The following is a 14725-nucleotide window of genomic DNA, read 5'->3' as shown; positions in this document are numbered from 1 at the left end:
TGCTACCCGGCTTCCCATAAGGCCGGGGAGGCAGGACCTCCTTCACCAGAACGTCCGGTCCGGGCTCCCTAAGACCCGTTCCAGACTCGGAGACCTGCCAGTCATCGGGCTCCCCAACCCTCGTGACCGGTTCCGTCCGGCGGCAGTAACTATGTAACCCACCGATCCTGAGCGGACCCCCCGAATTCCCCTATGAACACGCTGAGAAATAGGCGCCATTCCGCCATTTCTACGTAGTGTGCACCACATTCCGGCGATTACCCAGAATATTCCGGCACTTCTTCAGGGCCTTTCCCACGGCTTGTCCATCATACCGAGGCCGGCGGCCTGCGCAGGCACACGACGGCGTCGGCCCGGTACCCCTCCTGACCGTCGGGCCCCGTGGCCTGCCGGTCCCGCTCCTCGCCGACGACGACCTCCCAGCCGGCCGTCGCCTCGGCCAGGCCCTCGAGGAGCTCGGCGGCCGTGTAGGTGCGGGCGTGGTGGGTGTGCCAGGCCGGGTTGACGGCGTGCACCGCGGTGAGCAGGTGCCCGCCGGGGGCGACGCGGGCGGCGGCGTCGGACAGGAGGGCCATGAGGTCCAGGGAGCCCGGCTCGTGGCCGCCGTGGACGTAGAAGCTCGTCACCAGGTCGAAGGGGCCGGCCGGCAGGCCGTCTCCGGCGTCGTGCACGCGGCCGGTCACGCGCGAGGCGACCCCGAGCCGCTCGGCCTGCCCGGTCAGACGCCCGATGGCGGTGGCGGACAGGTCCAGCCCGATCACCTGCCAGCCGCGCTCGGCCAGCCACAGGACGTCGGCGCCCTCGCCGCAGCCGATCTCCAGGGCGGTCCCGGGGCTCCAGTCGGTGGCGAGCTCCGGCAGCCAGTCGTTGGGGCGACCCGACCAGAGCTGCTCGACCGAGGCGTAGCGTTCCTCCCAGCGGGAGGCGGAGTGAGCGGCGTCGGACTGCGGATCGGAGTGCTGCTGGCGGGGCTGCGTCATGACTGGATCCTACCGACGCCGGGTCACCCGGCAGGCGGTTCGGCGACGGCGCCCGGCGGCCCGGTGGGGACGCGAGCGCGCGACCGATCTATCCTCTGCCCATGACAATCGACACCTCCTGGGTCGCCCAGCGCAATGCCGCCTTCCTCGCCGACCCCGCCGCCCGCCTGGCCGGCAACGCCGTCGCCACCACGGACGTGGAGCAGGTCTCCCTGGACCGGACCGCGGTGACCTCCATCGACACCTCCGTGTCCGACCTTGTCCCGGACGCCTCGATCACCGACCAGAAGCAGTCGGGGCGCTGCTGGGCCTTCGCCGGCCTCAACGTGCTGCGCGCCTCCATGCTCAAGGAGCTCGAGCTCGACTCCCTGGAGCTGAGCCAGGCCTTCCCCTTCTTCTACGACAAGCTGGAGAAGGCCAACGCCTTCCTCACCCGCGTCATCGCCGAGGCGGACCGCCCCCTGGATGACCGCGAGGTCGTCGACTCCCTGTACTCCCCCATTCCCGACGGCGGCTGGTGGCCGGAGTTCGCGCGTCTGGTGGCCAAGTACGGGATCGTCCCGGCCTACGCCATGCCGGACACGGTCTCGGCCGGTAACTCCGAGGCGATGAACGAGCACCTGGCCACGCTGCTGCGGCGCACGGCCCTGCGACTGCGGGCCGCGGTGGCCGACGGCGTCGACCCTGAGCCGCTGCGGCTCACGGCCCTGGAGCAGGTTCACCGGATGCTGTGCATCCATCTGGGGACCCCGCCCGAGGAGTTCGTGTGGCAGTACCGCGATAAGAACAAGGAGTTTCACCGGGTCGGGACGCTCACGCCGCGACAGTTCGCGCAGCGCTATGTCACCGGGGTGGAGGAGTTCGTGGTCGTGGCCCACGACCCGCGCCCCGAGATCGCGGTCAACACGCGCTACGGCATGGGCCGCAGCGACGTCATGGTGGGCGAACCGGTCCAGGATCACGTCACCGCCGAGCTGGAGGTGCTCAAGGCCGCCGCGATCGCCGCGATCCAGGACGGCGAGCCGGTGTGGTTCGCCTGCGACGTCGCCAAGCAGCGGGACAAGAAGGCCGGGATCTGGGACGCCGCCCTGCATGACTACGAGGGCCTGTACGGGGTGGACCTGTCGATGACGAAGGCCGAGCGGCTGGTGGCGCGCGAGTCGGCGCTCACGCACGCCATGTGCCTGACCGGCGTCGACCTGGTCGACGGCGTCCCGCGGCGCTGGCGGGTGGAGAACTCCTGGGGCGACAAGTTCGGGGACAAGGGCTTCCACACGATGAGCGACTCCTGGTTCGACGAGTACGTCTTCGAGGTCGTGGTGCGCGCGAGCCGCCTGCCCGAGGAAGTCCGCGCCGCCCTGGAGACCGAGCCCGTCATGCTGCCCAGCTGGGACCCGATGGCCTGAGGCTGCTGAGGCTCACAGGCGCCCGTTGGGCTCTTCGCCCTCGTCGAGGGCCCGGACGATGAGCCGCACGGCCTCCTCGGGCGGGACGTGCTCCCAGATCCGCAGCACCGTCCACCCCTCCGCCTCTGCCATCGCGGTGGTCTCCCGGTCCCGTTCGATGTTCCTCGCGAGCTTCGGGCGCCAGTAGTCGGCGTTCGTCACCGGCACCGTCGCGTGCTCGGGGCACCCGTGCCAGAAGCAGCCGTCGATGAATACGGCCAGGCGCCGGCGGGTGAACACGATGTCCGCCCGCCGGCGCTTGTTGCTCCAGGGCGCCATGTCCACGCGGTAGCGCAGGCCCCGGGTGTGCAGCAGTCGCCGGATCGCGAGCTCGGGCTTGGTGTCCCGGTGCATGTTGGCACGCATGGACCTGGCCACGCCCGGCGTCGACGCCCAGGACGGGGCATCGACCCGTCCCGGCCGCCGAGGCTGCGACCTCTCCGGCTCAGTCGGCGTCGACGACGGGGTCATTGCTCCGATCCCTGCGTCTGACACTGAAGGCGATACTCCCGCTGGGGGCGGCCGCATAGGGAAGCGCCAGGGAGAAGAGCGTGGCGGTGTCCTCCACGGTCATCGTCTCGGGCATACGGCTCGGGGTCCTCTCGGCACCGTTCTTCGGGTCGGCGGCGAAGGTGAGGAGCATGGCGCCACGGGTACTCGTCCGATAGGTGATGGCGGCGTCGTGCTCTCCCGCGATCCTGTCCTTCGAGCGGGGCTTTCCAGCGATGGTCTCGATGGCGTCACGCTGTCGGAAGGAGCTTCCGGAGAATCCTCCGCGGGTGCCACTGCGGCGGGTCCGCTTGAGCATCGGGATCCGAAGCCCGTCGACCGTCTTCTCCGGCGTCCCCTTGAGCATGGGGAGGAGAACAGCCCAGTCCTTCAGCTTCCCACCGGCCATGGCACGGCGGATCATCTCCAGGGTGGGTTCGAAGTCGAATTGCTCCATCCATGAGAAGCCCTCCAGAACCATGAGCATCTCCTCGGCGGTGACGACGGCGACCCGCCCGTCGAACTCCCCTATGCGCTCGGTCTTCCGGTCCCAGTACTCGAAGGACTCGATTGGTCCGAACAGGTCGTGCTCGAACCACGGTCGGACGAGTGCGAAGTGCTTCGCATTCGTCTCTCCGCGTCCCCGCTCGGGCTGCCGTGGGAAGTCGTGAAGCTCGCCACCGATCCCCTTGAAATCGAGCTTGGCGTTGTACATCTTGTTCCGGCTCGTGGGGAGCAACCACGGCAGCTGCTGGAAGACGAGCGGCGGAACCTCGATGGGACGGAGGAGCGGACGCCCGTCCTCGCCGAGCCCGGCGAAGGTCTCGAGCTGCTCACGGAACTGCTCCTCATCCCGCATGATCGCCCCGAATGCCTCGTAGAGGTCATACGTCGTCTTACCGGCCCCCTTGACACTTCTGGCCATGTACAGCCTCACCAGATCAGGGTATCCACGCCTGTAGCCGAACCACCGCCCCATCTGCATGAGGGCGTCCCCCTGAGTCGACCTGCGCTTGAAATAAGTGATGGTCAGCCCCTCGAGGGTGAACCCCCGACTGAGCTTCGTCCCACCGACGAGGATTCGCCAGACCCGATCCCTTTGGAAGTCGACCTGGTTGTACTGCTGGTCCTTGTCACCATTGACGATGACGACCGGGTCAGTGCCACCGGCCATAACGAGGTCGAGCACCTCACCGATGAATGGAGCCACGTCCTCGAAGGATTCCGGAAGGGGTAGGTCGTCCTCCCACTGCCGGGCGGCGGAGACGACGGCGAAGTCCTCATCGAAGAGCTTGCGCAGCGCATCATTCGAGGCGGGGGAACCGTATCCCGCCTGCTGCCACAGGCGACGGATCCGATCCCCGAGCTCGGCGTGCTCCGTCTGCTTGACGGACTCGTGCACCAGCATCGTGTGGTGGCGGAAGGCACCCTCCAGCGAGGGTCTTCTCGTCGCTCTCCACAGCTTGATCGCCCCGGTGAGCACGAAGGCGTTCAGGGCCTCGCGCAGCTCCTCCTCCACACCCTGCGGATCGGTGTTGTCGTCACCGCGCAGACTGCGGACGAAGGCCTTCTCGTTCGAGACGGCCGGATCGTCCTTCTCCTCATCGGTGAGCTCCTCGAAGTCGTGATAGGCCCGACCGCCCCGGTACGCCTCCGGGGCGCTCAGGCTCACGATGAAGTCTCGGGGGAAGATGTCCTCGGCGTCCTCCGGCGAGATGAAGACATTGGCGAAGGGTGTCGCGGTGTAACCGACGTACTGGGCCCGGCTCAGCCTGCCCATGAGCTCAGCGATGAGCCGGTTGATCGCGGTGCGCTCCTTCCGCGTTCCGGCACTGTCCGGTTTGACCGTGTTGACCGAGGCCTGATCGGCCTCGTCGTCGATGATGAGGGTGGGAATCTCGGCCGGCAGGGCCCTGATTCGTCGCAGGTCCTTGACCAGATTATCGAGCACGGTCTTGTTCTTCTTGACGACGGCGATGCGTACGTCGGTCCGATGGATGTTGTCCGGGTGCCACATCGGCCTACCTGGATTGCTGAGCTCACGCCCGATCCGAGGATCGAGGATACCCGGCCCGTCCTTGCGCTTTCCGTAGTCCCACTTGGCGCTGGTCAGGCGATGGATGGCCGGAACACCCGTTTCGGTGAATCCGGGACCGTAGGAGACGAATCGCCCCGCCTTCCAGTCGACGTCATCGGTGCTCACGTAGTCGACGTCCTTCAGAAGGTCCTCGTCCTCCTCACTGATTCCCCAGAGGATGTTCTCCCTTCCGATGAGCTCCATGTCGAGTCGGCGCTGGGTCTGGGAGCGCAGGATCTCCACGGTTCCGGTGAGCACGATGATGAGCCGGTAACCCGCGTCGATGGCCTTGGCGATGACACCGGTGAAGTTGGCGGTCTTGCCGCTCTGAACGTGACCGACGACCAGCCCCTTCGACTGGTAGGGCTCAGCCCCGGAAGGGTCGGCGAGTCGTCCGACGATGTCGGTGGTGGCCGAGTCGATGCTCGCCACTGCTTCAGGCGGCAGTCTCTTCTCCAGCAGTGACCGGTAGCCGTCCCAGTAGAAGTGGTGCGCCCGCCGCCGCTCCTCGTCGTACCAGGGTGTCCAGTCGGGGGCGAGGATGGCCTTGGTCCGATCGACGAAGACCGGGAAGGTCTCGTTGATGCGCGACGCCACGTCATCGCTCACGCCGAGCCGCTTCATGACGACCGCCCGCCGTTCAGGGGTGCGGGCGGCGGTCCCGTCAGTCCAGGCGGCATCCTTCTCCGCATCCCACTCGCTGAGCCGGAGGTGGAACTTCGTTCTTCCCGGGGCGTTGCGCTCCGCGCTCAGGATGAGGTCGGGGATCTCCTCTCGGGCGATGACCTCGCCTACTGCTTGAAGGTACGCCGAGACGATGCCGTGCAGATCCATCGGCACGTTCATGCCGTCGAGCGCCTGCTTGAGGGCCTGGTCGTACTTGTCAATACTCATGTCTCAGTCCTCATGCGTGGGTGCGGCGGCGAACTCGGCGGGTGCGGTCCCCTCGGGTTTGAGGTCGGTGACGTCGATCCGGTAGTCGATGCTGCGGACCAGTTCGGGGCGGGTCACGATCCGGGAGAGTCCTGCGGAGGTGATCGCCGGGAAGGCCTCATCGACGGTGTAGAAACGAGGTTCACTGCGGACCAGGAGGCGCGTCGTGTAGAGCCGGTCGGCCTGGGCGTCCTCCCATCCGCAGTCGGTGAGTCTGTCGTCGAAGTCCGTGCGCCCGGACCGCAGCCGCCGGCGAATGCGCTCGATGAGCTCGGGGAGGGTCTCCCCGTTGCCGGCCGCACCGGCTCCCGTTACCTGCACCGACATGAGATGCAGCAGCCGCCCCGGTGTGGGGGTCAGCTGGCCGAGGCCATGGATGACGTGGATGCGTCGCTCACTGCGGGTGGTCTTGACCTCGACGTCGGCCTCGCCGAGGACGAAGTCGTGCTCCTCTGCCCGCGGCCCGAGCCAGGCGGCCAGAGCCTTCGCCTCCCCGACTCCGTCGATGAGCCGATCGAGCGCCACCAGTTCACCGAACAGCCCGATCTCCTGGTCCTCACTCAGCCTCGGTGCGCGTGCGAGTAGTCCTCGGAAGGCGTCGAGCGCCACGTGGAGCGCGCGCTCCAGGTCGTCGCCCTGCTGGAGCTGGTCGGTGACTGCTTGGAGGAGGGAGTAGGCCTCGTACTCGATGCCCTTGGCCTCGACGGTGACGCGGAACCAAACGGTCTCGTCCCCCGGCTCCTCGACGATGTCGGTGCGGATCATCCGGTAGGCGGAGACGTCGATGTCCGAGCCCGTCGCCGGTGTGCACAGCGTCAGCTCCCCGCGAGGCGGGTCGATGCCCAGGACGCAGAGGGGCTCCTCGGCGAGCCGCTGCTCAGCGGGGTGCCCGGCGTCGAAGTAGGCGGCCAGGGTCTCCGGGGTCAACGCGTCACGATCATCGGGATGCTCGTTCATCCTCTACTCCTTCTGGGCGCCGCGACGCCGGAGCTCGTCGGCGAGGGCGGTCTCGATGATTCTCTCGAAGGCCTCGATCTCACGCTTCTCCCGCCCACCCAGGTAGGCCCCCTCGAAGAAACGCGAGTAGAGCAGGAACACGAGGGTCTTGAGCAGGGGGGCGTCCTGAGGGTCGCTGCTGGTGGAGAACACTCGCCGGTGGCGCTCGTTGATCTTGAGAAGGCGCTGCTCGTGGTCCACTTCGACCAGGCCGTTCTCCGGCATGCGCTCCCACCGGATCTTGATGGGTTCGGCGTCGGCGAACTCGACGGAGTCCTGGATGGCGTCGTAGACGTCCCGGCCGAGGCCTCCGCGCGGCTCGACCAGTCGGATCGGGCGCGGCTCCCTCCGACGCCCCTCGGTGGCCGCACTGCGGGCGGAGGCGAGGAGCGCTGAGAAGGTTACGATGTCCTGCCCCACGGAGGCGTGGACGGCCCGTCCCATCTCCGGTTCCAGGACGACGCCGCTCTTCTCCGGGTTGATCCGGACGACATCGAGCAGCGCGTCTCCAACATCGAGGGAGATGCGCAGGTTCGCGTAGTCCCTACCGCCGTCGATGACGGAGTTCCAGCCGCCCAGCTGCAGCAGGCGGTCATTGCGGTAGACGTAGAGTCCCTGGCCTCCCTCGGCCGGGGAGAGCCTCCGTGAGGCCTCGACCCCCGGGGCATCGAGCACGGCGCCCTTGAGGATGACGGCGGTCAGGTCGAAGGGGACATCCCCGACCTCACCGGCGAGTCGGTACGGATGCGCGGCAGAGGCATCCAGGGCGAGCGGATCGAGGGCCCGCACTCGTCTCACGGACCCCGCCCGTCCCAGGCCGAGGTCGTACTCGTCGACGGCGATCTCGACGTCCCCTCGGGCGATGATCCTGTGGAAGACGAGTCCGAGGTGACCGCGGATGCTCTCGACGAGTCGGCTGAGCCAGGAGCGCCGCTCGTCCCGGTCCGGCGCGACCACCGCGGTACGGAACCCCCGCCAGCGGACGACGGTCCCGCTCAGCGGCGCGGCATCGGTCATGCGCACCAGGGACCCCTCGAGGACCTCGCCCACCTGACCGTCGTCGAGGCTCTGCACGAGGGTGGGCTCCTCCCTCGTGATGCGCCGGCCGACGGGAACGCCCCCGATGGCCCGGGAGTAGACGTCGAGGGTGTCGGCCTGGCTCAGGGAGGCGGCCTTCAGTCCGAGCCCGTAGTGGCCCAGGTCCGTCTCGCCGTAGTCACGACGGCGGGAGAGGGCCATGGCTGCGTCAATGCCGGCCTTGTCCATGCCGTGACCGTCGTCGATGACGAGCATGCCGGTGACGTAGTCGTCATCGGTGAGGATGCGGATGCGAACCTGCGAGGCGCCTGCGTCGATGGAGTTGTCGACAAGGTCGGCGAGCGCCGTGGAGAGCTCGTGATGGGCTCCCAGGGCGTCCGCGATGGACGGGTCGGGCGGAACGGTCCGGGAGGAGACCGCGGCGATGTCCTCCATGGTCACCCCTCGGTGAATCGGCCCGGCTTGAGACCGAGTGTGCGGGCGTTCTCCGCGACCGTGCGCACGGTGTCGGCATCGAATCCGTTGTAGCGGGTCGCGTCGATAGAGACCTCGATGTTGAGGCTGTCCGCGCCGCCGGCTTTCAGGTGGGCGATGACCTCATCGGCCAGCAGCGCGAGCTGGGCGGCGATGTCCTTCCCGGGGTCCAGCTCGGCCACTCCCTCGAATCTCGAGTTGGCGACGGGCTGCGGCTCAGGTGCCGGGGGGACGGCGCGCCCGTCGCGGGTGGAGTCGGATCGGGTCGCGGTGGCGTCGGGTGCGGCGCCCGTGTCGTCAGCGGGTCCGGACTCGCGCGACTCCGCAGACGCAGCAGCCCTCCGTTCCTCCTCCTCACGGCGGCGCTGCGCACGGGCGAGCGCGGGGGCGACGAGGAGGGTCGTGTCGGTGATCCTCGGCGCCTCGTCCTCCAGCGGGAGGCGCAGGTCGAGGAAGTCGCCCCGCTCGGCGTCGTAGTCGGCGGCGAGGGCGAAGCCGACGCTCTCCCAGCCGATGTCATCCATGACGGAGGCGACGGCCTTCTCCAGCACCCTCCGGTCCCGGAGGCGCGGCATGTAGGGGTAACGGGTGAAGTAGGACCACAGCTCGCCGACGGTGATCCTGCCCCCGTGCCATCGGGCACGAAGGTTCATGCCCCCGAGCTCAAGGGCCACGGCCGTCGGGGTGATGTCGGTCAGGACGATGTCCTGCTTGCCGAGCCTGAGGCCGGCGCGCACGGCGATCCGCTGCTCGTCCCCCTCGATCTTGACCGGCTCGATCTTGAAGGGGCGGCCGCCGTTGTCCTGGACGGGGTGGAGCGCCCAGATCCACGCGCCCGCCACGGAGCGCTCGGCGACGCTCTGGGTGTCCCGCCTCTTCTGGCGTGCCTGCTCGGCCTGGCTGGCCGTGAGGTCGTGGTCCCGGATCGACTCCTCCTTCGCCATCTCCGACCACGCCATGTGGATGCGCAGCGCCTGCTCGGCCTCGGCCCACCGCCCCTCGTCGGGGGCGACGGCGATGAGGGTGTTGACATGGTTACGGGGCGCGGAGCCGCGATGGTGCAGGAGCTCCTCAGTGAACTCCCTGCCGGGCCCGGTCACCTGCGAACTCCGCCCGTTCCTGGCGGCGACCGTGCGGTCCGGGCCGAGGATGACCAGTGCCGTCTCCTGCCTGTCGGGGACGTCCCCGGTGGATGCCGGGGCGACGATGACATGGGCGAACTCGCGGGCGCTCGCCGCCATTCCCTTGAGCATGTCGACCGCCTTCCGGGCGACGTCGGCGGTGTCGAGGGAGGCGGCCCGGTCGACGACCATCCGGTTGATCGACGGCTGCCGGTCGTACCAGCTCCGGGTCCCCTGGTTGTAGACGTAGGTGGCTCGGTCAGTGAGCATCTGCAGGGAGGAGCCGAAGTTGCCCAGGGTGTCCCCGGGCATGGCCACGCCGAGGAAGAGGCGCTGACGGTCGATGCCCTTGTGGGCGGTGTCGAGGGTGGCGGCGGAGCCGAGGAACAGGGTGCGGGCGATGCGCCGGGTCAGTGCCCGTCGTCCGAACAGCTCCCGTTCCCGGTCGATGCGCAGAGGGGTGGCGTTCTCGCCGTCGATGTCGGTCTCGATGATGGTGCGCCAGGCGTCGTCGAGGTAGCCGGCGATCTCGTCGCGGACGGCGTCGTCGTCGAAGGGGATGGAGCCCGGCATGATGAGGGGGGCGTCGTCGTCGGCCTGGACCAGGGAGTGGACCACGGCGCTCATGAGGCGCAGGACGCCGCGGGTCCGCTGGAACCGCTCCAGGGAGGACCAGTCGCCGTAGAGCCGGTCGAACAGCTCGGGGTGGATGGGGTAGGCCTCGCGCAGCCGCCGCTCGTAGTCCGGCTGGAAGGTCTCGGAGGGCAGCTCGCCGCGCTGCCCCCGGTAGTAGTCGACGAATCGTTTGATGGTGGCGTCGCGCTTGCGGAGGGCCTCGGCGTCGAGGTCGGTGAACAGGCGCCGGCGCACGATCTCGAAGCTCTCCCCGGAGGTGGCGGGACTCCAGTTGTGGGCCACGCGCCCGACGACGTGCTGGAGCCGCTGGAGTGCCTCGCGGCCGCCGTCACCGCCGATCTCGAGCTCGGAAGCACGGGTGACGGTGCCGTCCTGGCGGATGTCGGAGGCGGGGATGGAGACGAGGAGGAGGGCACCGGGGGTGCCCTGGACGGCGGCGGTGAGCTCCTGGGCGAAGGTGAACTGGGTGTCGAAGCTGCCGCCGGTCAGACCATCGCGCCGGTACAGACCGCGGGCGTAGGCGACCCACTCGTCGATGAGGATGAGGGCGGGGGTGTGGCGGCTGATGAGGGTGCGCAGGGCGGCACCGGGGTTGGTGCCGGTGCGGTCGGCCTGCGCGATGAGTTCGTGGGCCTCGGCGCCGCCGAGCTGCCAGGCGAGCTCGCCCCACAGGGTGTGAACGACCGTTCCGTCCGGCTTGGTGGTGGGCTGCCCGGGGGAGATCTCGTTGCCGACGATGGCGACGCGCCTGACGCCGTCGGGGATCGAGGTGTCGGCGAGCAGGTCCTGGACGTCCTGGGTGAGGTCCTTGAGCGGGGTCGGGCCGGCCAGGTGCCAGGCGGCGAGCATGGAGTGAGTCTTGCCGCCGCCGAAGGTGGTCTGAAGGTTGATGACGGCCTGGGCGTTGGGATCCCCGGACAGCCGCCGGGCGGTCATGGTCAGGAGGGTCTTGAGCCCCTCGGTGAGGTAGGTGCGCTTGAAGAAGCCGGCGGGGTCGCCGTATTCCTCGCTGCTCTCCCCGTGGGCGACCTGGTGCAGGTCGGCGGCGTACTCGGCCTGGCCGTAGCTGCCGGAGACGATGTCGGGGTGGGGGCGGACGACGTCCTTCCAGGGTGCGAGGCCGTTCTCCCCGAGGCCGGGCATGGCGACGGCGCTCGCCCGGGTGTCGCGCCTGGTGGCGGCGTCGAAGGTGGAGTGCAGCGCGTCCCGTTTCATGGCACGGACCTGGTCGGCCTCGGCGGGGGCGTTGATGGCCCGCAGGAGGCGCTCGGCGGTGTCGAGGGCGCGGTAGGTGTCGTCCATGCTGAAGGGGCTGTTGTGCGCCCATTTGTTGCGGACCTCGCGCAGCTCGCCGGCGAGGTTCTGCTCGCCGCGGGAGAGGATCCCGCTGAAGAGGAATCCGAGGTTCCCGATGCGTTCGGTGATGATGCGCAGCTGGCACTGGGGGTCGGAGGGTTCGTAGGTCCGGTCCGGCCGGCCGTCCTTCCAGGCGAGGAGGTCGGTCCAGGTGCTGGCGGCGGGCAGCTTCGGGGCGACGGTGACGGCGATCCAAGGCTCCAGGGCCCCGGAGAGGATCTCGATGGCCCGGCCGATGCGGTCCCGGTTGGAGGTGGCGGACATGTCAGTGGTTCTCCAGGGTGTCGAGGTCGAGTGCGGTCTGGATGTCCGAGCCGGTGCTCGCCGCGGTCCGGGCCGCGGCGGCGATCTCCGGCCAGGAGCCGCCCAGGGCGTTGAAGAGGAGGCCGGCCTCGGTCCAGCCGTGCTTCTCGGCGAGGGAGTAGAGGCGGTAGGCGAGGGACTGGAGGATGTCGGCGCCCAGGCCGCGTTCGGCGGCGGCGGAGAGGAGCCTCCCGGCCTCGTCAATGCCGCGCCGGTCGAGGGCCCGCGCGAGGTGGAGAACCACCTCCCAGTGGGAGATGCGGTCGTCGGTGCGGGGGTCGTAGTCGTCGGGGAGGTCGGCGGGGGCGATGAGGCCGACGCGGCCGCCGCCGGAGGTGAGGACGCCGGAGCGCTTGAGGGCGTCGATGGAGGCGTTGCGGGCCGAGGCGAGGGTCTCGGCCTCCCCGTAAGGGCCCTCGGTGAAGCCGTGGGCGTCGAACCAGGTGAGGCACCAGCGGGTGTCGGGGTCGAGGTCGCCCTCCTGCTCACCGAGGACCTCGTCGAGCACGGCGTTGATCTGGGTGAGGGCCTCGGAAACGCTCATGTCGGTGCCGTCGGGGCTGATGACGCGGGAGTAGCGGGAGAAGACGCTCATGCCGGGGCCGATGGCCGCCTGGGCGAGGTCGACGGGGGCGATGCCGCCGCTGCGCAGGGTCTCGACGGCCTCGGGGAGGGTGCGGCGCAGCTCGCGCATGAGGCTGCGGCGGTCGGTCATGGGGGCGTCCTCGGGACGGGGTCGCAGCACGAGGACGATGGAGGAGGCCAGAGCGTTGGTTCCGGAGGCCACCATGCGGTTCCCCAGCTCGGAGCGCATGGGCCAGGTGGCGGTGATGGTCCAGCCGGAGCGGATCATGCCCTCGAGGATCGTGGACCAGCCGGTGGAGGTCCGCCCTTCAGCATTGGTCTCGGTCTGCTTGAAGGCGTAGTAGACCGTCATCGGGTAGTCCGGGTTGACACTCCGGCGAGCATTGGCGAAGACGGTACGGAAGCCGTCCTCGAAGAAGTCCCTCGCCCCGTCCTTGCCACCATGACGGTACTGGTTCGCGACCAGCTCCTCGGCCTTGGGCACGAGCATGGTGGAGAAGAGGGAGGGGTGGACGTCCTTGAGGGAGCGGCGCAGCCAGACGTAGAAGAAATCGGACAGGTCCGAGTAGCCGATATTGTCGTAATACGGCGGATCCGTGGAGATTACACACATCCTAGAATCAACCGAACTCGCGGACGCCTGAGTTGCTTTCCCGGCAATCTCACCACGACAAGGCAGTCGCTCCAACACCGCAGCTATACCAGGAATAGTATTAGAAAAATCGCCCGCAGTACCCGAGAACGGATTTGCTTCCGCATAATCCCACACCATGGGAAGCGCCTGTCTAGCGAAAGTCGAACGCGTCGCACCAGTACCATGAGAAGGTCGCCAAGCCACAAGACTTGAATGATCATCTGCAGTATTAGAAACCGCCACCCCAAGATACGTTGCAACAGTATCAGCATAGGCGGATGCACCTACACCTCTCGCTCCGAGACACTCCCCCTCACTCATTCCACCGGCGAGGGCGTCCCGCAACACGCGCTCACGCGCCTCGCCCACCAGATCCGAGAAGGTGGTCAGCGCCGTCAACTGCCGCGGACTGAACAGGTCGGAGTACTTCAGCATGCCGTAAGCCTGCACACGGAAACCCAAAGCGGCCTCTGGAAGATCTCCCACGGGGACGCTCGAAGGAACAGCACGAAGCGCCGTCGCAGCATGAGCTCTGTCCGGCGGCAAATACGTACGAGAACCGCGCCCCTCCACGGCGATCGCCGTCAGTTCCGCCCTCATGCGGCCATTCTGGGCCTCCGACCGAAGATAGTCGAAACCGATATGCGCTTCACAGGCCAAGCAACGGGCGCCGTTCCGATCAATGGTTCCATCATCCTGCTTCGTCGGTGCCCGCTTGGGATCGTGGCCGATGGAGTACTCGACGTGGTCACCGACGACCGTCGGGACGATGTAGGCCTCCTTGCCCTTCTTCTTCCCCAGCCACCACTTCGAGACGAGGGGCGTCTCGATGCCGCAGGCCGGGTTGGGGCAGGTGACGGTCCGCGCCCAGATCCAGGCGATGACGGTCGCCTCCGAGCCGTCGGGCAGCTGGGCCCGAGGGTAGAGGTGGCCGATGCGCCTCCAGGCCTCCTCACGCATCCACTCCCCGTAGCGGCGCACGTCCTCGGCCAGGCCGTGCGCACCGGGCCAGCTGCGCGTGCCATCGTCGGAGCCGGGGAAGACCGGAGCACGGCCGGAGAAGAGCGGCGGGATCTCGATGAGGGCCTTGTTGATGAGGACGGCCACGGGGTTGAGGTCGGAGGCGTGCGACTCCAGGCCGAGCCGCTGGGCCTCCAGGGGGATGGAGCCGCCTCCGGCGAAGGGGTCGAGGACGGCAGGGGGCTCATCCCCCGTGGAGCGGCGGATCTCCTCCCTGACCTCACGCATGAGGTGCTCATCACCGATGTTGTCCCAGTTCACCATGCGGGTGATGAGGGTGAACAGGCGGCGACGCTCCGCCTCCACCGCCCGCTCCGCAGCGGACTCCGGGTCGGCCTCACCCGCGGCCCGGGCCGCCTCCAGGAACTCCTCGTAGCGCTCGGAGGGGTCGTCGACCAGCTGGGAGAAGAGCACGGCGCGCGAGGTGGCCGTGGGCTTGCGGGACCACCACAGGTGCAGCGTGGAGGGATGCCCCTTGCGGATGGATTTCTCCCGAGCGGACTGCTGGTTGATGGCGTCGAGAGGCAGCGCCACCTCAATGAGCTTCCTGGGCACGGGAGTCCTTCCTGTCGACGGAGAACGGGGAATTCTCCGCGGGTGTGAACGGGAACATCCTACGACCGCTCTCCGACACGAAT

8 protein-coding genes are annotated in these 14725 nt (G+C 68.4%); 1 reads left to right on the top strand and 7 read right to left on the bottom strand.

All coding sequences use genetic code 11. The features are described 5' to 3' along the window. Positions 1-308: 308 nt before the first annotated feature. Positions 309-980, bottom strand: coding sequence for a class I SAM-dependent methyltransferase (locus tag BKH20_RS04810; RefSeq protein WP_075390151.1), 672 nt, complete (start codon positions 978-980; stop codon positions 309-311). A 101-nt stretch (positions 981-1081) separates the two neighbouring features. Between BKH20_RS04810 and BKH20_RS04805 the strand changes: the two genes are divergently transcribed. Further along, on the top strand, positions 1082-2386 hold the full coding sequence (locus BKH20_RS04805; protein WP_075390150.1) for an aminopeptidase C: 1305 nt from the start codon (positions 1082-1084) through the stop codon (positions 2384-2386). Positions 2387-2398: 12 nt separating this feature from the next. On the opposite strand, the gene BKH20_RS04800 is transcribed toward BKH20_RS04805, so the two are convergent. From BKH20_RS04800 to BKH20_RS04775, 6 genes are all read right to left on the bottom strand, one after another. Beyond that, entirely contained in the window at positions 2399-2791 is a 393-nt protein-coding gene (locus BKH20_RS04800; protein WP_075390149.1) for a very short patch repair endonuclease, read from the bottom strand. A gap of 79 nt (positions 2792-2870) precedes the next feature. After that, positions 2871-5885, bottom strand: coding sequence for a Z1 domain-containing protein (locus tag BKH20_RS04795; RefSeq protein ID WP_075390148.1), 3015 nt, complete (start codon positions 5883-5885; stop codon positions 2871-2873). Between the two features lie 3 nt (positions 5886-5888). Then, positions 5889-6881 carry a PD-(D/E)XK motif protein gene (locus tag BKH20_RS04790; protein ID WP_070662481.1) on the bottom strand — a complete coding sequence of 331 codons (993 nt, stop codon included), beginning with the start codon at positions 6879-6881 and terminating at the stop codon, positions 5889-5891. A 3-nt stretch (positions 6882-6884) separates the two neighbouring features. Then, positions 6885-8393, bottom strand: coding sequence for an ATP-binding protein (locus tag BKH20_RS04785; RefSeq protein WP_075390147.1), 1509 nt, complete (start codon positions 8391-8393; stop codon positions 6885-6887). A gap of 2 nt (positions 8394-8395) precedes the next feature. Next, positions 8396-11809 carry a DUF499 domain-containing protein gene (locus BKH20_RS04780; protein WP_070662487.1) on the bottom strand — a complete coding sequence of 1138 codons (3414 nt, stop codon included), beginning with the start codon at positions 11807-11809 and terminating at the stop codon, positions 8396-8398. 1 nt (position 11810) lies between these two features. Then, on the bottom strand, positions 11811-14642 hold the full coding sequence (locus tag BKH20_RS04775) for a DUF1156 domain-containing protein (RefSeq protein ID WP_070662489.1): 2832 nt from the start codon (positions 14640-14642) through the stop codon (positions 11811-11813). Between the last annotated feature and the right edge of the window lie 83 nt (positions 14643-14725).

Source organism: Actinomyces oris (assembly GCF_001937445.1).
Classification (GTDB): domain Bacteria; phylum Actinomycetota; class Actinomycetes; order Actinomycetales; family Actinomycetaceae; genus Actinomyces; species Actinomyces acetigenes.
This window is presented reverse-complemented; position numbering and strand designations above follow the sequence as displayed.

Coding starts and splice junctions, on each gene's coding strand:
- BKH20_RS04810 (WP_075390151.1), bottom strand. CDS start 980: ATGACGCAGCCCCGCCAGCAGCACTCCGATCCGCAGTCCGACGCCGCT.
- BKH20_RS04805 (WP_075390150.1), top strand. CDS start 1,082: ATGACAATCGACACCTCCTGGGTCGCCCAGCGCAATGCCGCCTTCCTC.
- BKH20_RS04800 (WP_075390149.1), bottom strand. CDS start 2,791: ATGCGTGCCAACATGCACCGGGACACCAAGCCCGAGCTCGCGATCCGG.
- BKH20_RS04795 (WP_075390148.1), bottom strand. CDS start 5,885: ATGAGTATTGACAAGTACGACCAGGCCCTCAAGCAGGCGCTCGACGGC.
- BKH20_RS04790 (WP_070662481.1), bottom strand. CDS start 6,881: ATGAACGAGCATCCCGATGATCGTGACGCGTTGACCCCGGAGACCCTG.
- BKH20_RS04785 (WP_075390147.1), bottom strand. CDS start 8,393: ATGGAGGACATCGCCGCGGTCTCCTCCCGGACCGTTCCGCCCGACCCG.
- BKH20_RS04780 (WP_070662487.1), bottom strand. CDS start 11,809: ATGTCCGCCACCTCCAACCGGGACCGCATCGGCCGGGCCATCGAGATC.